Consider the following 18053-nt stretch of genomic DNA (forward strand, 5'->3'; position numbering starts at 1 on the left):
CAGGGAGGAAAAAAGTGACTTTCAAACTTACACGCCGGGCTGCTGTGTCAGCCCTGGTCGCCACCGGTGTTCTGTTCAGCGCAACAAGTGCAGCGCTGGCGCAGGATAAAGTGCAACTTCGCCTCGCAACCTCGGGGTCGGAAACCGATCAGCGTTCGGTTGCCATGGCCGAAGTTTTCGCACCGATGGTCGCCGATTTCGCGAGTTATGAGCCCAGCTATAACGGCACCATCTTTGCACAAGGTACCGAGTTGGACGCGATCAGCCGCGGTAACCTGGAAATGTCGATCACCTCGGCGCAGGAACTGGCACAGTTCTTCCCCGAGTTTTCGATTTTCACCGCAGGCTATGTCCATCAGGACGCCGCGCATCAGGTTGCTGTTTTCAACGATCCCTTGATGGATGCCTTCAAGCAGAAGGCCGAAGAAGAGCTGGGCGTCAAATTGCTGTCGGTGATGTATCTGGGTCGTCGCCAGGTAAACCTGCGCCAGCCCAAAGATGAATTGACGGTTTCGACACCGGCCGACTTGGAAGGTGTGAACCTGCGGATGCCCGGCACTGATGCATGGCAGTTCCTGGGTAAGGCTCTGGGTGCGGCTCCGACACCAATGGCGTTCTCGGAGGTCTACACTGCGTTGTCGACCGGTGCTGTTGACGGTCAGGACAACCCGCTACCGACCGTTGTGGACGCAAAGTTCTACGAAGTGACCAACCAGATCGTTCTAACGTCACATCTGGTGGACCTGAACTATATTGCCATCGGCAAAGAGGTTTGGGACAGCCTGACCCCTGAACAGCAAGCTAAGGTTCAAGAAGCTGCAGATGCAGCTGCTGAATCGGGTCGCCAAAAGCAGCTTCAGAAAGAAGAGGATCTTGTAAGCTTCCTGAAAGAGCAGGGCATGGAGATCTACGAACCCGATCTCGCAGCGTTCCGCGATCAAGTGCAATCCATGTATCTGGACAGCGAATTCGCCGGTTCGTGGCCCGAAGGCGTTTTGGATAAGATCAACGCTCTGGGCAACTAAGCCTGCATTGCAAGGGAGGGAGAACCGCAATGAAAGACTTCATAAAGGGGTTCTCCCGACTTACCGAAGCGATTGCCGGCGGGATGCTGGCGGCAATCTTCCTGATCTTCCTACTGCAAATCCTGCTGCGGTACTTCTTTACCCCTGCAGGATGGACGCTTGAATTGATCGGCATCCTCTGGGTCTGGGTGATCTTTTTCAGCTGCGCTTTCATCGTGCGCGAGCGGGATCACGTAAAATTCGACATTATCTATCTGTCTGTGCCCCGACGCGTCCGTCAGATCTTTGCAATGCTGGCGGCTGCAGCAATCGTGGTTGGGATGCTCTACAGCTTTCTGCCAACTTGGGACTACATCGACTGGATGAAAATCCGCAAGACCGCGACCGTTCGCAATCCCTTCTCGGGTGAGAAGATACCTCTGCGCACCGTTTTTTCGATCTATGCCGTGTTCATGCTGGTCGTAGCTGCGCGGTATGCATGGCTGTTCTTTGACATCATGCGCAACGGCCCACCAAAAACCGAACTTGAAATGGTCGTGGGATACAACGTGGTCGACGATCACCCCCGCGTTGATGTGGAAGACGACGAGGACGCAAGCAAATGAGTTTTGAACTTCTTTCCTGCCTGCTAACCCTTTTTGTTCTGGCAGGCATCGGGACCCCTATCGGCTATTCCATCCTTTTGGCGTCACTGATGTATCTGGGGGTCGCTGGTCTGGATGTCGCGCTGGCGGGTGAAAAAATCCTGCAGGGCTTCTACAAAAGCACGATCCTGCTTGCCGTGCCTTTGTTCATAGTCGCCGCCAATATCATGAACGCGGGGTCGATCACCGACCGCTTGCTGAACTTCTGCGTCGCTGCGGTCGGGCGGTTCAAGGGCGGCCTCGGACACGTCAACGTGGTTGCGTCATTGATTTTCTCAGGCATGTCTGGCTCGGCTGTCGCGGACGCGGCAGGCATCGGCAAGATTATCATTGAGATGATGACCAAAGATGGCCGTTACAGCCGGGGCTATGCAGCCGCAATCACTGCGGCGTCGGCGACGATCGGCCCGATCATTCCGCCCTCGATCCCGATGGTTCTTTATGCGCTGGTCTCCAAGGCGTCTATCGGGTCGTTGTTCCTAGCTGGTATTCTGCCGGGCCTGATCATGGGCGTCGTTCTGATGGCGATGAACTACTATCTGGCTGGAAAGCGAAACTTTGCCCTGGAAGAACCCATTCCTCTGCGCGAGTTGCCTGCAAAAACCGCCAACGCGTTTCCTGCGCTGTTGATGCCCGCGATCCTGCTCTACGGTATCTACGGGGGTGTCACCACACCTACCGAGGCCGCCGCGGTGGCCGCATTCTATGCCCTGCTGTTGGCAGCGTTCTTCTATCGCGCCCTGTCGTTCCGTGGTCTCTATCAGGTCTTTGTTGACAGTGCCCGTTCGTCGGCAGCTGTTGGAGTTGTGATCGGTGGTGCGTTCATCCTGAATTTCATCGTCATTCAGGAGCAAATTCCACAGTCGATCTCGGCCTTGCTGGAGGGATCGGATGTCAGTCCGATTGTGTTCCTGATCCTGGTTAACCTGCTGATCCTTGCGCTGGGTTGTGTGTTGGATGCAACAACGATCATTCTGGTGATCGTGCCCCTGTTCATTCCAACCTGCGAAGCGCTTGGGATTGATCTGGTGCATTTCGGAGTGCTGGTTGTCGTGAACTCGATGATCGGTCTGATCACGCCGCCTTATGGCATTCTACTCTTTGTGATCAACGCCGTGACGGACATTCCGCTGCGCGAAATCATCTCGGAAATTTGGGCCTTCCTCGCGGTTCTCATCTTCGCTCTAGTGATAATGATGCTAATGCCGGATCTGGTCCTGTGGTTGCCGCGCATGTTTGGGTACCAGGGGTAATGTGCCTGTCGGTTTCGACAACATCCATCCCCGGCGATTTGGTTGAGAAACTGCATGCCATAGCCGGGACCGGATTTGACGGGGTTGAACTGCGTGAACCGGATTTGACTGCCTTTGACGGGTCACCATCGCAAATCCGGGACATTGCCTCAGACCTCGGATTGAAAATCTGCCTGCTGCAACCGTTCCATAACCTTGAAGGTCAATCTGGCGGCGGTAGACAGCGCGCTTTTGATCGGTTGAAACGCAAACTCGATCTGATGGGTGAGTTGGGCACAGAACTACTGCTCATTGGTTCAGCTTTTGAGGTGGAGGCCGACGCCACCGAAGATCAGGTGATCACTGACCTCGGGGAAGCGACCGAGATTGCAAAGGCGATGGGTGTACGTCTGGCCTATATGGGCTTGCCCTGGTCCGACCTCATCCACTCGGACGCGCAGGCGCTGCGCATTGTCGAGGCGATTGACAGCCCGCATTTCGGGTTGGCCTTAAACTCCTTTTTCTCGCTGGCTGACGGGTCCAAGCCCGCGCGCCTTCGAGACATTCCCGGAGAGCGCCTGTTCCATGTGCAACTGTCCGATGCACCCCGGCTTGAAATGGATATCCGCAGGCTCAAGCGGCATTTCGGGCTCTTGCCGGGGCTTGGATCGCTGAACCTAGCGGGCTTCGTACGGGTGCTGTCCCGCGCCGGATACACGGGGCCTTGGTCCATTGCACGTGTCAACGAAGCAGCGCCGCAACCCGGTGGTCAAACGCTGGCGCGTGACTGTTACAGATCGCTGGTGAACCTCCTGGATGAGGTATCCCGGACCGAGCCGGGAACCGACTACGGCATCCCGGATCTACCGGAACGCGTCTATGCGTCAGGCTTTGAGTTCGTCGAATTTACAGCGGATGAAACAAGCGGCGCGCAGCTGGCAGACATGCTGTCAGCAATGTGTTTTCGAATGGAGCGAAAACACGTCACCAAGTCCGTCGAGCTGTGGCGGCAGGGCGCGATAAACATCGTTGTGAATACCGAAAAGGAAGGTTTTGCCCATTCGGCGTTCCTGGGCCATGGTCCCTCGGTTTGTGACATGGGATTGCGCGTCAAAGACGCGGATCAGACGGTTCAGCGCGCGACCGCGCTGGGCGCTCCTGATTTCTCTCAGCCGGTGGGGACCGGAGAGTTGGATATCCCAGCCATCCGAGGTGTCGGTGGCAATGTCGTTCATTTCATCGATGAGAAATCCGATCTGCATCGGGTATGGGACATCGAGTTTGAGCCGGTTGCGAAAACCAAGGCGACCCAGCCTGCTGGTCTGCGCCGTATCGACCATCTGGCACAGACAATGCGCCATGATGAGATGCAAAGCTGGCTGCTTTACTACATTTCAACTTTTGAGATGGCAAAGTCTCCTATCGTGAACGTCGCCGACCCGTCCGGTGTCGTGCAAAGCCAGGCTATCGAAAGTCCCGAAGGCGAAGTGCGCCTGAACCTGAACGGGGCCGTTGGGCGCAGAACTCTGGCAGCGTCATTCCTTGAAGATGGATTTGGGGCCGGTGTTCAGCACATCGCCTTCCAGTCGGACGATATTTTTGAAACGTCGGATCAGCTGCGTAAATCCGGCTTTCCCAGTTTGACGATCCCAGAGAACTACTACGCCGATCTGCAAGCGACCTTCGGATTGGATGATGATCTGATCGCCCAACTGCGAGAGGGCAACATTCTCTACGACCGGGCAGCGGGTGCAGAGTATTTTCAGATCTATAGCCGCCCGATCTTTAACGGCTTCTTCTTCGAAATCGTTGAACGCCGTATGGGCTATGCTGGTTATGGCGCGCGCAACGCGCCCATTCGCCTTGCCGCGCAAAGCAAAACCCAGACGATGAAAGAGGTGCAAACATAATGACGAGCGACGAGCAAGCTGTGCGCCAATGGTGGCGCACCTCAATCATCGACATGAAGCCCGGCCAGATCGCGTTTCGTGGCCATCCCATCGAGGACCTGATCGGGAACGTTTCCTTCCCTCAGATGATCTGGCTGATGGTGCGGGGCGATCTGCCCAGCGACGCACAAGCGCGCCTGTTCGAGGCCGCTTTGGTCGCAGGCGTGGATCACGGTCCACAGGCCCCCTCGATCGCGGCGGCGCGTATGGCCGCCACCTGCGGCCTCGGTCTCAATAATGCTATGGCGACTGCGGTGAACATGCTGGGCGATGTGCATGGCGGAGCAGGCGAACAGTGCGCCGAGCTTTATTATGATATTTCAGAACGCATGGATGCTGGGGCATCGCTGAATGATGCTGTACAGGACGGTCTGGGCAGCTGGCGCGAGATGTACGGCAAGATCGTCTCGGGCTTTGGCCACCGTTTTCACAAGCCCGTCGACCCACGCGCACCACGATTGATGCAACTTGTTCGTGATGCGGCGACAGAAGGCACAGTTTCTGGCCGCTTTGCCGATATCGGAGAAGAGGTTCAGGCCGAGCTTGGCCGCCAACGCGGCGGTCGGCCGATTGCCATGAATATCGACGGCGCGACAGCCGTGATCTTCTGTGAACTTGGCTTCCCTGCGCCCTTGTCGCGAGGGTTGTTCTGCCTCTCCCGCTCGGTCGGAATACTCGCCCACGCGTGGGAACAGATGGGGCAGGGCGGTCGCAATAAAGGGCCCATGCCCCCGAAATACCTACCCCTCTACGAAGACAGGAATGATGACACGTGAGACATCGAAATCCTTCCGGGTCGGCCTTATCGGCTGTGGTCGTATCAGCGATATCTATCTAAAAACACTATCAAAATTTTCGAACGTAGAGGTTGCGGCATGTGCAAGCCTTGATCCTTCGGAAAGCCGCGCCAAGGCGGATCAATATGGCATAGCCAAGGCCTGCACGCCGGATGAGGTGTTCGCTGATCCGACGATTGACTGCGTTCTGAATCTGACAATTCCGGCGGCGCATGCGGAAATCAGTTTGCGCGCGTTGGAGGCGAGCAAACATGTCTATTCCGAAAAGCCGCTGGTCATGAATCGAACGGATGGCAAGGCGATCCTGCACATGGCCACTGAAAAGGGGCTGTTGGTCGGTTGCGCGCCCGACACCTTTCTGGGCGGTCGTTGGCAGACCGTTCGGCGTTTGATTGATGAAGGCGCCATCGGCAAACCAACAGGGGTATTTGCCCATGTCGGAACACACGGCACGGAACGTCATCACCCCAATCCGGATTTTTACTACAAGGCCGGTGGTGGCCCTTTGCTGGACCTTGGACCTTACTATCTGACCGCCATGATTTGTTGTCTAGGGCCCGTTGACCGGGTCGCCGGAATGGCCCGTCGCACCTTTGACAAGCGGATGATCGAAAACGGTCCACGCAAAGGAGAGTGGATGGATGTCGAGGTCGACACGCATTCCCTGAGCCTGCTTCAGTTCTCATCCGGCGCCATCGGGTCAATGACAATGAGTTTTGATGTCTGGGACAGCGAAACACCCCGGTTCGAGATCTATGGCGAAGACGGAACCATCAGCATCCCTGACCCTGACCCGGTTCATGGTGCCAACATCTTTCAAGGCGATGTCTGGCTGAAAACGCGGGACACCTCGCGCTGGTCTCATCAGCCTCGTCCAACCGGTCGCGAAGGCTGGCAGGTGGTCGAAAACAAACATGGGTTCAATGAAGACAGCCGTGGTCTCGGTCTGTTGGATCTTGCCCTGGCGGCACAAGAAGGACGCCAACCGCGTGCAAGTGGAGCACTTGCCTACCACGTTTTCGAGGTCATGGATGCGATTGAACAGGCACCGAAATTCGGAGCTTATCAGACAATCGCAAGCCGTTGCGAGGCACCCGAGCCTTTACCGGTTGATTTTCTGATGAATGAGAGGAAGGAGCTGGCCCATGCCGGTTGAGACACTCGACTTTGCCGAGCCATTCTTTCGCGTCCAGCACATCACCGATGAAGACGGGATATCTGTCGAGGGTCGCGCAATTGTTCTGAACCTTGGGGGACGGGACCTTTCGGTCGAGGATCAAACCGTTGCACCGCTTTCGTCCGTTATCGTGCAAGCCAGTATTTTGAACAACGTGGAGCGCGCGGTGATAATCCGCGACTTTGACGCACACGGTGATGACGACGCGCTGTTCGCAAAGGCAAAGGCTACGTGGCCTTCTGCTTTTGATATCCGCCAAGAGGAGCGTCTGCGCGGTGTCAGCCATTACATGTCGCCGAAGGTATTCGTGGGCAATGTTGGACTGACCATGTACCATTCCGGTTCGGTTCCGCTGAATGTCGGATTGCATAAGGATCATCCGTTCTGCCCTGTGCCGGGGTTCCGCGAAGTGCATACGCAGATCGTTGGCTTTGGCAAAATGCAGCAATGCCGGGAACGGGATGTCGAGACCCTTTATCTCGAAGAATTCATGGCCCCGGGGACGACGCACAAACCGATGTATGACACCGAAGGCAACTATCCCTGGCATCAATACGAGACGATTACCCCCAGCATCTTCATGGCGGTTGAAATCCTGCCCGAGGGCGCACTGGTCCCGGAAATGGAGGTTCAGAATGGCTGAGAGACTTTTACCCGAAGACCTGAACTTTGACGGCCCCTTTCCTCGCTTGTCTCGCCGTTTGCGGCTGGGCGTTGTTGGTGGAGGACGGATCTCGGTCACGCAAGCAACGGCTGCTCGGATGACCGACCGGTGGGAGGTCGCCGCAGGCGCGCTCAGTTCTGACGCTGCGCGCAGCAAGGTGCGCGGGGCCGAATGGTTCTTGCCGGCCGACCGGTGCTATGCGTCATTCGACGAGATGGCACAGGCCGAGGCGGCGCGCCCGGATGGCGTAGATGCCGTCATGATCACGACCCCAAACCACGTTCATTTCAAAGCGGCCAAAGCGTTTCTGGAGGCGGGCATTGACGTGATGTGCGACAAGCCCCTGACCAACGAAGTCGCCGAGGCCGAGGGGCTTGAGGAGATCACCGCGCGCACGGGGCAGGTCTTTGCCGTCGGATATGCGATGTCGTGCTTTCCAGTGATCCGGCAAGCCAGGCAGATCGTTGCAGAAGGCGGCATCGGCAAGATCAACCAAATCCATGTTGAGTTTATGCAAGACTGGATGACGCCCGAAGATGTGGCCGATGCGCCTCATGTAAAGTGGCGGCTGGACCCAGAGATTTCTGGCCCGACCAGTTGTGTCGGCGATATCGGCACCCATGCCGCGCATCTTGCAAGTTTTGTCTCGGGCCTGCCAATGACCGACCTGAGGGCCGAGTTTCATGTCTGCGGCGCGCCAAAGCCTTTGGAAGACACAGTTTTCATGTTCACCCGTTACCAAAATAAAGTTCCGGGAACCCTGATGGCGACGCGCCTTGCCCCCGGAAATCGGGGTGGGTTGCGGTTGCGGATATTCGGTAGCGAAGGAGGCCTCGAGTGGGACTTGGAGAATTCGGAACAGCTGAAGTTCAATCGGTTCGGTGAGCCGGATCGTATCATCAGCCGAGGTCACGGGCATGGCATCGGCCCCGGTGCGGAACGTCTGATCCGTACGGCGCGCGGCTTCCCCGAAGGGATTATCGAAGCCTGGGCAAATCTCTATACGGAATTTGCCATGGCCGTCGCCGCGCGTCGGGATCGCGTTACCGTTCCGGCCGATTGGCTCTCTTATCCCAGTGTCGATCAAGGCGCAGACGGTGTTCGATTCATTGATGCCTCTGTGCGCTCTCACCAGTCCGGAGGCGACTGGGTCACTATCTAAAGCTTTGCCAATACGAAGGTTAAGCACGCTCGGGCTAGGGCCCGGGCATTTTCATTTCCTGCTCAGTATTAAAAGTTGATATTTTAAAAAATATCAGATATTTTTTACTACGTGTGATGAATTCTAGATTCGCAGACACGTGGAGCTGTCGTTCATGGTGAAACCCGAAGAGGCTGGCGCAGGCCCCTCTCTCTATTCCTTGGCGCATCTGACGCTGATTGGCTGTACGCCGCCCGAGCTGGTCTATATCGCCGCGCGGGCCGGTTACGATGCCGTCAGTCCCCGGTTCATTCCGATGCATGTGCCCGGTGAATTCACCCAATCCCCGATCGACAAGGCGCAGGTGCAGGCCACCAAGACGGCTCTTTCGACAACCGGCCTAAAAGTCCTTGATGTTGAGATTGCGCGCATCACCGAAGACGTGGACCCGCGCAGCTTTGAGCGCTCGTTGGAAATCGGCGGGGAACTCGGCGCCAAACGCATGATCATGAGCGCGTGGACCAACACCCGCGATGATCGTGACTTTCTGATCGACGTCTATTCTGAGACCTGCGAACTGGCAGCACCCTATGGACTGACGGTGGACCTTGAGTTCCCAAGCTTTTCCCGCCTTCGTACTCTGGATGAGGCGCTGGATATTGTCCGCGCCTCTGATCAGCCGAATGGTGGTATTCTGGTCGACACGCTCTATCTGCACCTCAGCCGAGTGGATCTCGGGGAGCTTTTGCACGTCCCTTCGGACCTGTTTCACTTCCTGCACATCTCTGATTGCCTGCCCGGCATCGCTGATACGCGCGAGGGCATGATCCAACTTGCCCGCGATGCGCGGCTCTATCCTGGCGAAGGCTGGATTGACTTCACCGGCATCATCGAACGGATGCCTCCCGTCGATTATTCTATTGAACTGCCCAACCAAAGTCGCGTTGCCGAGTTGGGGTATGAAGAACACGCGCGTCGCTGTCTCAGCCACGCCAAGCGAACATTCGGCGAGGCGCGGTCACAGCGCCGTATGCCCGATGCAGCAATTCCAAAACACCAAGAGGATTATCATGGGCAAAGAGCTCACTGAAAACGACCGCAATATGGCGGCCGATATGCTGGCACGCGCCCGCGCTGCCATGGCCGAGATCGAGGATTGGGATCAGGACAGGCTGGACCGCCTGTCTCAGGCCATTGCGTGGTACGCAGGAAACGAGAAAACCTTCACGCGTCTGGCCCAGCAAGGCGTGGACGAGAGCGGTATCGGAGATCGTGCGGGACGTCCAGCAAAGCGGTTCAAGATTCACATGGTGCTGCGCGATGTTCTGCGCACGCCATCGACCGGTATCGTCGAAGTCGACGAAGAAAAGGGCCTGGTTAAATATGCCAAACCTGCCGGTGTGATCGCGTCTCTGATCCCGATGACCAATCCTGCGATGACACCACCGGTGACCGGCGTGTCCGCCGCGAACGCCAGGAATGCCGTCATCTTTAGCCCGCACCCGCGAACCGCCCATACCACCTTTGAGATGGTCGAGGTCATGCGCGCAGCCTGCCGCGCCGCCGGTGCCCCCGAAGACCTGTTCCAGTCGATCCGCAAACCGTCGATCCCGTTGACGCAGCATCTGATGGAAATTTGTGATCTAACACTGGCAACGGGTGGCAAACCCATGGTCAAAGCGGCCTACAGTTCAGGGCGTCCGGCCTATGGCGTCGGCGCGGGCAATTCGTCCATTGTCATCGATGAGACAGCCGATCTAGACATCGCCGCGCAGAACACTCGCATCTCTAAGACCTCTGACTTTGGCTCGGGTTGTTCGGCCGACGGTAACATCATTATCCAGCGATCGGTCTACGACGATATGGTCAAAGCGCTGAAGGCCGAAGGCGGGTATCTGTGTTCTGATGAAGAAAAGGCCATGCTCGAAGCCGCCATGTGGGATGAAAAGGGCAACCGCACGTTCCCGACCATCGCCTGCCCGCCGCAGCAAACGGCCAAGGTTGCCGGGTTCTCGATTCCCGAGGACCGTAAATTCCTGATGGTTGAAAACCAGGGGCAAATCGGGCCGCAACACAAGTTTTCCAAGGAAAAGCTGACCACGCTGATGGCGCTGTATCACTTCGACACATTCGATGACGCGCTTGAAACAGTCAGCCAGATTTACAACACCGGGGGCAAGGGCCATTCCTGCGGCATCTACAGCCACAATGACGATCATATCGATCGGCTCGCGCGTCTGGCTCCGGTCAGCCGAATGATGGTGCGACAGCCTCAGTCCAAAGCCAACGCAGGTGCCTGGACCAATGGCATGCCCATGACCAGCAGCCTTGGTTGCGGCATCTGGGGCGGCAACATCACCAATGAAAACGTCACAATGAAACATATGATGAACTACACCTGGGTCAGCCGCCCGATCCCCGAGGATCGCCCCTCGGAACCGGACCTGTTCGGTGAATTCTACGGACAGGAGGTCGCGTGATGGACGGAGCGAAATTGGAAGGTAAAACCGTTGCCGAACATATCGTTGACTTTCTCGAACGCCGTGAGGTCAAGCACGTTTTCGGCCTGTGCGGCCACACGAACATCGCGGTTCTGGCTGCGCTGGCGGAAAGCCCGATTGATTTCGTCACAGTACGACACGAACAAATCGCCAGCCACGCGGCGGATGCATATGCCCGCGTGACGGGCAAGGCCTCGGTGGTCTTGTCTCACCTCTCCCCAGGTTTGACAAACTGCGCCACGGGGGTCGCCAACGCGGCGCTGGATTGTATCCCCATGGTCGTGATCGCAGGTGACATTCCCACGCATTACTACGGCAAGCATCCGCATCAGGAGGTGAACCTGCACGCGGACGCCGCCCAGTGGGAGATCTATCGCCCCTTCGTGAAACGTGCATGGCGGGTGGACCGGGCAGACTTGATGGCCGAAATCCTGGAGAAAGCATTCCATCTTGCCGAAAGCGGCCAGCCCGGACCGGTGCTGGTCAACGTGCCGATGGACATCTTCTCCGAGGTGATCCCCTCGGACAGTTTCGACCGTATCCGCGACAATACACGCGCGCTCAAGAAACCGTCGATTGACGATGAATCAGCACGAGAGATTGTCGAAGCACTGGCGAAGGCCGAAAACCCGGTTGCCTATGTCGGTGGCGGTATCCTGTTGGCGCAGGCGAGCGAGGAGTTGCGCGAGTTTGTTGAACATATGGGTCTGCCCGTCGCGCATTCCCTGATGGGTAAAGGTGCGTTGCGAGACGATCATCCGCTTGTACTGGGTATGACCGGGTTTTGGGGCACCGAACTGGTCAACCAGTCCTGCCTGAATGCGGATTACATCTTTGCCGTGGGCACCCGGTTCAAAGAGGCCGATTGTTCCAGCTGGTATCCCGGCTACACGTTCAATATTCCCGGTTCCAAGGTCATTCACATTGACATCGAACCGCAAGAGATCGGCCGAAACTATCCCACCGAGATCGGTGTCGTCGCCGACGCTAAAGCCGCGCTTCGTGTGCTCAATCGGGTGGCCCGTGAGATGTATCCGGACGGTTTCAAGCGCCCTGCGCTGGAACAGAAAATCGCTGACTTCCGAACGGACTTCAAAGCGCGTAACTTGGAAATGGCGATCTCATCTGCCTTTCCGATGATGCCTGAGCGTATTCTGGCGGATACCCGCAAGGCACTGCCTGAAGATGCCATCATCACCACTGATGTTGGATGGAACAAGAACGGAGTTGGGCAACAGTTCGATATCCTGACTCCCGGCTCGATCCTAACACCGGGCGGGTTCGCTACGATGGGTTTTGGACCCCCGGGTGCGATCGGTGCGAAACTGGCGGCACCTGATCGGGTGGTGCTTAGCCTGGTCGGCGATGGTGGGTTTGGTCAAAACCCGTCAATGCTAGCAACAGCTGTCGAACTTGATCTGGGCATCATCTGGCTTGTGATGAACAACAACGCGTTCGGGACCATCGCAGGACTGCAAAAAGCGCATTACGGCCTGACCTATGGAACGACCTTCCCCGGATCAGCCGAAGCGCCCGCAAACGGGCCGGGCTATGCCGACATAGCGCGGGCCTATGGTGCAGAAGGACACAGGCTCAGCGCTGCTGACGAGTTGTTGCCCGCATTGGAGGCGGCAATCGCCAGTGGCAAGCCAACGGTTTTGGATGTCCCGATGATCAACAACCCGACGCCAACAACCGGACATTGGAACATCTTGGATATTTATTCGCCGGACAAAGACGTTTCTCACGTCGCTACATAAATAGGCTGCGCGCGGCACACTCCATCGAGGGTTCCAGTTGACCCGCTAAGAAATGGTGCGGACTTGCTGCCACCAATTGCAGATGGCGAATAGCAACGCCACTCGAATGCGTCAGCAGTGCCGTTCTGCAAGTGGTGATACCCGCTCCACCGTTGCCAGATAGCGCGGCCCCGGTATCGAGATGCAGTGACCGCCTCATTTCGGGCAATAGCACAGGCGGATGTGGGGTTCCATGGCTTGGAGTTCTTGCGTGGCGGGATGATGGCGTGGGCATTGCGGGCGACAATCGCGCCGTAGCATTTGCGCGCGTCGTATGCCTCGTCTGCGGTCACTGACCCGATGTTCTGATCTAGTGGTTTTGATCAAGCAACTCGGGAAGTAATGGCGCGTGTCCGGCGTTGCTTTTGGTAACTTCAACGGCGTGCACTTCCAGTGTTTCCTCGTAGATGCCTACGTGTATTTTACGCCAAATGTGCCGCTTAGGGTTACCATGCTTGCGGGAATTTCTTTCTCCTTCGCCTTCAGATTTGATGCCGGTGCTGTCGATCAGCAGATGCAGCGGGCCGCATCCGCCACGATACGGAAGGCTCACGTTCAACGTTCTTTTACGGCGGCACAGGGCACTGAAATCAGGCACGGCCCAGTCCACAAGCCAGTCAGCCGCAAGAGACTGCCCACGAAGCCTGCGGTTTGCCTAAGCCGCATCCCGAACAGAACAGGGTCAGACACGCTTGGATCACGGCGTCGCTGAAACTCTGGTGACGGCCGCGCCTGGCAGAAGGTGGCGGTGTCCAATCCATCTCAGGATCAAACCAGATCGAAAGCGATCCTCGTTCTTTCAATGCGGTATTGTACGAAGGCCAGTTCCCGGTCTTGTACTTCGTCCGGTTCCAACGGGTCGTGTCTCTCGGCTATCATGCTGGATTCATGAGGTGAATCCTTCAGTCCATTTGTGCAGCAAAGCCGCCGGGCACCGCAATTAGCGGCCCGTCAGTTGGGAAAGAATCACGGATCTGGCCATTCAGATTCCGTTAAGGAATCGGGCCAATTTGCGGCAAAGAACCGGCCAAACTGCCAAATCTTACAATCTTGACGTGTATTTCTCCGTGGTTTGGAGGATGCGGCGCCCTGATGGCGGGACCTAACCTTGTGGAAGGCTCCGTCCGTATGGGGGGGTTAGAACGCCGCGAATTTGGGCGGCATCCATGAGTAACTAGTGAGTTAACTAGGAGAGTAAAATGTTGAAGCTTTATGTAATGATGAAGACCATGGCACGCGACGAAAGCGGCGCGACCATCGTGGAATACGGCGTCGCCCTGACCATTGTCACGGCGATTGCAGTGGCCACTCTGACCGCTTTGGGCGCCGACGTTAACGGTCAGTTCACCAACGCGGAAACCCTGATTCCTTAATTAAGACAAAGCACGCGGTGCACCCGGCTCCGCGTGCTTATCGCCCAGGATAAATTTTTTGATCCGCTGGCAAAGTGCAACCGTTCAGATCGGTTCATTCGAAAAACGCCAGGAAATAGCTGAAGGAGCACCAGATGAGACTCTCTGCCATTTTCACTGCATTGACGGGCCTGGTCGTAGCCGGAGGGTCGGTTTACGTCGCTCGGGATTACATTCAATTTGACGCTCAGTCCGCAAATGTCGAGGCCCAGAGCGAGATGGTGAGCGTGGTCGTCGCATCGCGCGATATTTCGTTTGGTGAAGAAATCGAGCCCGGCGCGCTGACAACCATTGACTGGCCCCGTGGTGCTGTACCCGCGGGCGTCTTTACAGATTACGACGACCTGATTGCGGCGGCCAGCATGCCGACCCGTCGCGCTCGTCGCGCAATTGCTCAGGGTGAACTGATCCTGAACAGCAAGGTTTCCGACTTTGGTGAAAAGGTCACCATCGTTCAGACGCTGGGCGCAGATCATCGCGCCATGGCCATTGAGGTTGATGCCGAAACCGCCGTAGGGGGCTTTGTCACCCCCGGTGATCGGGTCGATGTAGTAATGACCACTGGCGAAAAAAGAGACATGCACGCCGTCACAATTTTGCAAAACATCAGGGTCATTGGTGTTGATCAGGAATCTGACGAACAGACCGACCAACCCGTTGTTGCACGTACGGTTACTGTTGCCGTTACCCCGGATCAGGTCCAGCGCCTTGCTCTGGCGCAACGTGCCGGTCGGCTGAGCCTCACCTTGCGGTCTATTGATGACACCGAGGACAAGACGCTGACCATGACGCGACTTAACGATCTTCTGATTGATGAGCCGGTTGTTGCGCAGGACATCAAAGAACCGGTGCGTAAAACCATAGTCCGGGTCCGCCGCGGCACCGAAGTGACAGAATCCATCATCAACTGAATCGACCAACGAAGGTTTCGACCGTGTCCCTCGCTCAATTCATACGTCAATTCCGTAGCTCCGAAGACGGCGCGATACTGGTCTTTGTTGCGGTGGCCCTGTCGGTGATGCTCGGAATGGCCGCCCTTGCATTCGACATTGGTCGGGTGACCACCACTCAGTCGGAATTGCAGAGCTTTGCGGACAATGTTGCCCTTGCGGCTGCGGGGGAACTTGATGGTCGCCCGGATTCCATCACCCGCGCCACGAATGCGGCTGCAAACATGATCCGCGATCGTCAAAGCTTTGGCATTCGCAACAAGGATCAGCTGTTGTCCGGTGCAACGGATTACCAGCTGCGGTTTTACGAAAACCCGCCGACCACTGCAACCGATCCCGCTCAACCCGCGCAATTGCTGGATTCGACCGATCCTGCCAGCGGGCCGATTGCGGCATTTGTTCGGGTGACCGTCGATACGCACGAGGTCAGTACTCCGCTCGCAGCGGCAGCGGCGGCTTTGCTGGGCAATGCGCAGCCCTTCTCCAGCGTCAATGCCGAGGCTGTGGCAGGGTTCACCCTGATGGCTTGCGACATCACCCCCATGTTCATCTGCCTGCCGCAACCCAGCCTCGATCTAACCGAAGGGCAGTTGATCAGAATGGTAAGTCAGGGCGGCAATGGCCATTGGGGTCCCGGAAACTTTGGTTTTTTGTCTTCTAATCAGAATCTGGCCATCGACGCGTCTGGTGCCTGCGAACCTGCACCAAACGGTCAGGAAGATTCATGTGCTCTGGCCGCATCGCGCGCGGTATCCATGTGCTTCAGCCAAAGAGCCGTTGAAACCAGACCGGGTCTGAGCGTGGGCAACATGGTGGCTGGCTTTAACACACGTTTCGACCGATTTGAATCCAGCGCCAGGCAGTTCAGCAACGGCTCGCGCTACGACGTCGACAATTTCGCTTCTTCTCCACATGTCCTGGACGGTTGGATCACTGCGAGTAACGGAAACAACTGCACCAGCCAGCTGTCGCCCACTTATGATGCGAACGGGATCCCTGATCCGGCCGCGACCGTTGGGCTGCCACTTGATGATTGTTTTGCCAGCGGCACTTGCCCGACACCTCGCATAGGCAATGGCGTGTTCGCTGGCGGCCTTACCGAGTATCTGACCATCAACTACGGCGCTGATTTCAGCGGTCCTCTTCCAACCGGTATTCCATCTTGGTTCCCGACCGGTGGCACCCGCTATGACATCTACAATGCAGAGGTTACCAACCAGGCCGCTCTGGAAGCTATCCTGACCGCCGGTGGTAAAGCTGAAAGCAGCATGCCTTCGTGCCAACCCCCTTCAGCCGGTCGTGCCGATCCTACGCGCCGTGTCATCACTGTCGCCGGTATCGATTGCGCGACTTTTCAGGATGAGCTGAACGGCGGGTCGGGCGCCATTCCGGTGACAAGTTTCATCGAGATGTTTCTGATCCGCCCCTCGGAGTCCGGCAGCACCGGTGCCAACGCGGTCATCTATGGTGAGGTCATTCAGACCGTATCGGATGGCATCGGCGGCGCCGGAGTTGGCGGCATCGTTCACGATCTAGTTCAGCTTTACGAGTAATGATCATGTTTGGTGCCTCCCATCATATCAGCAATACCCTTAGCCGGTTCCGCAACGATCAGTCCGGCGCGGCGTTGGTCGAGTTTGCGATCCTTTTGCCAATCCTGTTAGTGACATTTGCCCTGATCGTCGAAGGGGGGCGGATTTTCTGGTCCTATCAAAATGCGATCACAGGGGTTCGGGACACTGCCCGTTATGTTGGCCGGATCGCCCCGTCGGACTTGTGCACTGCCTCGCCAAGCGCTGCTATCGGCGATTTTCAAACCGCTGTCTCAAATACACTGACATCGCTTTCAACCACTGACATTGCTGTTGGTCTGGACTCTCTGTCCCTCGAATGCGTTGGCAACGCAGGTGAATACCGCGTTTCGCCCACACCAGTGGCCGTCCTGACCGCGTCACTGACAATTTCAAATCTGCCATTCACGCCCCTGTTCCAACTAGTAGGAGGTTCGGCGACGGCGCAAATCCAAACCACGATCACAGATCGCAGCCGGGTGTTTGGACCATGACCCGCCGCATTCACAAGATAACCCGCGAAATGTCGCGACTTGGCCGTCACGAAGATGGGTCGACGGTCACTGAGCTTGCCTTTGTCCTGCCGTTGTTCCTTTTGATTTTCCTGGGCCTGATAGATTTCGGCAGATTGGCCTTCCACTATGTGGCTGCTGAAAAAACAGCACAGGTCGCCGCTCGGATGGCTGCAGTGATGCCACCCGCATGTGGCGGTGTTCCGACAACCAACAGCCGCGGCACCTATACCGATATCACCGGCCCGCGATTCGGAACCAATTGCAGTTTCGCCGCTGGCGTCTGTGTCGAACCTGCCACCACAATATGCACCGGTGCGGCACCCGTGAATGCAGCGGCCCAGACCACCGTGACCGACATCTGGAACATGCTTCAGTTTGCCGTTCCCAACGATCCCACCGCAACTTTTGACGAAAGCAACATCACGTTCACTTACGACTTCGACCCGGAAATGAATTTCCTGGGTGGCCCTTATGTACCGATGGTCACAGTGACAATCGAAGAACTTCCGTTCCGGTTCGTCTCTCCGTTGGGTTCGATCGCAGCGCTGGTTTTGGGCGGCTCAACGCCAGAAACCGATGCACTGACCACCGCGACAACGGGCTTCAAAATTTTTTCCGACTTTAGCGCAACCCTTCCTGGCGAAGACCTCGCCAGCGGAGTCAACGGTTGAATTTC

17 protein-coding genes and 1 pseudogene are annotated in these 18053 nt (G+C 56.9%); 16 read left to right on the top strand and 2 right to left on the bottom strand.

What is annotated here, in order from left to right; translation table 11 throughout:
• Positions 1 to 14: 14 nt before the first annotated feature.
• The 11 genes from AC2FI7_RS11590 (at position 15) to AC2FI7_RS11640 (ending at position 12890) form a co-directional block, all read left to right on the top strand.
• Positions 15 to 1025 carry a sialic acid TRAP transporter substrate-binding protein SiaP gene (locus tag AC2FI7_RS11590; RefSeq protein WP_010443510.1) on the top strand — a complete coding sequence of 337 codons (1011 nt, stop codon included), beginning with the start codon at positions 15 to 17 and terminating at the stop codon, positions 1023 to 1025.
• Positions 1026 to 1054: 29 nt separating this feature from the next.
• Entirely contained in the window at positions 1055 to 1630 is a 576-nt protein-coding gene (locus AC2FI7_RS11595; RefSeq protein WP_010443511.1) for a TRAP transporter small permease, read from the top strand.
• A complete protein-coding gene (locus AC2FI7_RS11600; RefSeq protein WP_010443512.1) occupies positions 1627 to 2922 on the top strand; it encodes a TRAP transporter large permease in 1296 nt (431 codons plus the stop codon). The genes AC2FI7_RS11595 and AC2FI7_RS11600 overlap by 4 nt, the downstream gene beginning before the upstream one ends.
• Positions 2922 to 4811 (top strand): bifunctional sugar phosphate isomerase/epimerase/4-hydroxyphenylpyruvate dioxygenase family protein, encoded by a 1890-nt coding sequence (locus AC2FI7_RS11605; RefSeq protein ID WP_496816059.1) that lies wholly within the window; start codon positions 2922 to 2924, stop codon positions 4809 to 4811. The genes AC2FI7_RS11600 and AC2FI7_RS11605 overlap by 1 nt, the downstream gene beginning before the upstream one ends.
• On the top strand, positions 4811 to 5626 hold the full coding sequence (locus AC2FI7_RS11610) for a citryl-CoA lyase (RefSeq protein ID WP_010443514.1): 816 nt from the start codon (positions 4811 to 4813) through the stop codon (positions 5624 to 5626). The genes AC2FI7_RS11605 and AC2FI7_RS11610 overlap by 1 nt, the downstream gene beginning before the upstream one ends.
• Positions 5616 to 6803 carry a Gfo/Idh/MocA family protein gene (locus AC2FI7_RS11615; protein ID WP_120981263.1) on the top strand — a complete coding sequence of 396 codons (1188 nt, stop codon included), beginning with the start codon at positions 5616 to 5618 and terminating at the stop codon, positions 6801 to 6803. The genes AC2FI7_RS11610 and AC2FI7_RS11615 overlap by 11 nt, the downstream gene beginning before the upstream one ends.
• Positions 6793 to 7467 (top strand): hypothetical protein, encoded by a 675-nt coding sequence (locus AC2FI7_RS11620; RefSeq protein ID WP_010443516.1) that lies wholly within the window; start codon positions 6793 to 6795, stop codon positions 7465 to 7467. Before AC2FI7_RS11615 ends, AC2FI7_RS11620 begins: the two co-directional genes overlap by 11 nt.
• A complete protein-coding gene (locus tag AC2FI7_RS11625) occupies positions 7460 to 8650 on the top strand; it encodes a Gfo/Idh/MocA family protein (protein WP_010443517.1) in 1191 nt (396 codons plus the stop codon). The genes AC2FI7_RS11620 and AC2FI7_RS11625 overlap by 8 nt, the downstream gene beginning before the upstream one ends.
• Positions 8651 to 8804: 154 nt before the next feature.
• Positions 8805 to 9719 carry a sugar phosphate isomerase/epimerase family protein gene (locus AC2FI7_RS11630; protein WP_319546031.1) on the top strand — a complete coding sequence of 305 codons (915 nt, stop codon included), beginning with the start codon at positions 8805 to 8807 and terminating at the stop codon, positions 9717 to 9719.
• Positions 9700 to 11109: an aldehyde dehydrogenase family protein gene (locus AC2FI7_RS11635; RefSeq protein WP_496816060.1), complete on the top strand. Its 1410-nt coding sequence runs from the start codon at positions 9700 to 9702 to the stop codon at positions 11107 to 11109. Before AC2FI7_RS11630 ends, AC2FI7_RS11635 begins: the two co-directional genes overlap by 20 nt.
• Positions 11109 to 12890 (top strand): thiamine pyrophosphate-binding protein, encoded by a 1782-nt coding sequence (locus AC2FI7_RS11640; protein ID WP_496816061.1) that lies wholly within the window; start codon positions 11109 to 11111, stop codon positions 12888 to 12890. The genes AC2FI7_RS11635 and AC2FI7_RS11640 overlap by 1 nt, the downstream gene beginning before the upstream one ends.
• On the opposite strand, the gene AC2FI7_RS11645 is transcribed toward AC2FI7_RS11640, so the two are convergent.
• Both AC2FI7_RS11645 and AC2FI7_RS11650 read right to left on the bottom strand, forming a co-directional pair.
• The gene (locus AC2FI7_RS11645) at positions 12883 to 13089 is read right to left on the bottom strand and encodes a hypothetical protein (protein ID WP_496833421.1); all 207 of its coding nucleotides are present in this window, start codon (positions 13087 to 13089) and stop codon (positions 12883 to 12885) included. The two genes, AC2FI7_RS11640 and AC2FI7_RS11645, sit on opposite strands and share 8 nt — an antisense overlap.
• Positions 13025 to 13732, bottom strand: a pseudogene (locus AC2FI7_RS11650) (IS5 family transposase); the annotation flags it as partial. The pseudogene AC2FI7_RS11650 and the gene AC2FI7_RS11645, both read right to left, overlap by 65 nt.
• 396 nt (positions 13733 to 14128) lie before the next feature.
• Between AC2FI7_RS11650 and AC2FI7_RS11655 the strand changes: the two are divergent.
• The 5 genes from AC2FI7_RS11655 (at position 14129) to AC2FI7_RS11675 (ending at position 18048) form a co-directional block, all read left to right on the top strand.
• Positions 14129 to 14302, top strand: coding sequence for a Flp family type IVb pilin (locus AC2FI7_RS11655; RefSeq protein ID WP_170772191.1), 174 nt, complete (start codon positions 14129 to 14131; stop codon positions 14300 to 14302).
• A gap of 134 nt (positions 14303 to 14436) precedes the next feature.
• A complete protein-coding gene (cpaB, locus tag AC2FI7_RS11660; RefSeq protein ID WP_480652607.1) occupies positions 14437 to 15252 on the top strand; it encodes a Flp pilus assembly protein CpaB in 816 nt (271 codons plus the stop codon).
• A 23-nt stretch (positions 15253 to 15275) separates the two neighbouring features.
• The gene (locus AC2FI7_RS11665; RefSeq protein ID WP_496816062.1) at positions 15276 to 16844 is read left to right on the top strand and encodes a pilus assembly protein TadG-related protein; all 1569 of its coding nucleotides are present in this window, start codon (positions 15276 to 15278) and stop codon (positions 16842 to 16844) included.
• A gap of 5 nt (positions 16845 to 16849) precedes the next feature.
• Positions 16850 to 17356 carry a TadE/TadG family type IV pilus assembly protein gene (locus AC2FI7_RS11670; RefSeq protein ID WP_158005286.1) on the top strand — a complete coding sequence of 169 codons (507 nt, stop codon included), beginning with the start codon at positions 16850 to 16852 and terminating at the stop codon, positions 17354 to 17356.
• A complete protein-coding gene (locus tag AC2FI7_RS11675) occupies positions 17353 to 18048 on the top strand; it encodes a TadE/TadG family type IV pilus assembly protein (protein WP_010443525.1) in 696 nt (231 codons plus the stop codon). The genes AC2FI7_RS11670 and AC2FI7_RS11675 overlap by 4 nt, the downstream gene beginning before the upstream one ends.
• Positions 18049 to 18053: the final 5 nt, after the last annotated feature.

The organism is Ruegeria sp. YTSA064 (assembly GCF_059610325.1).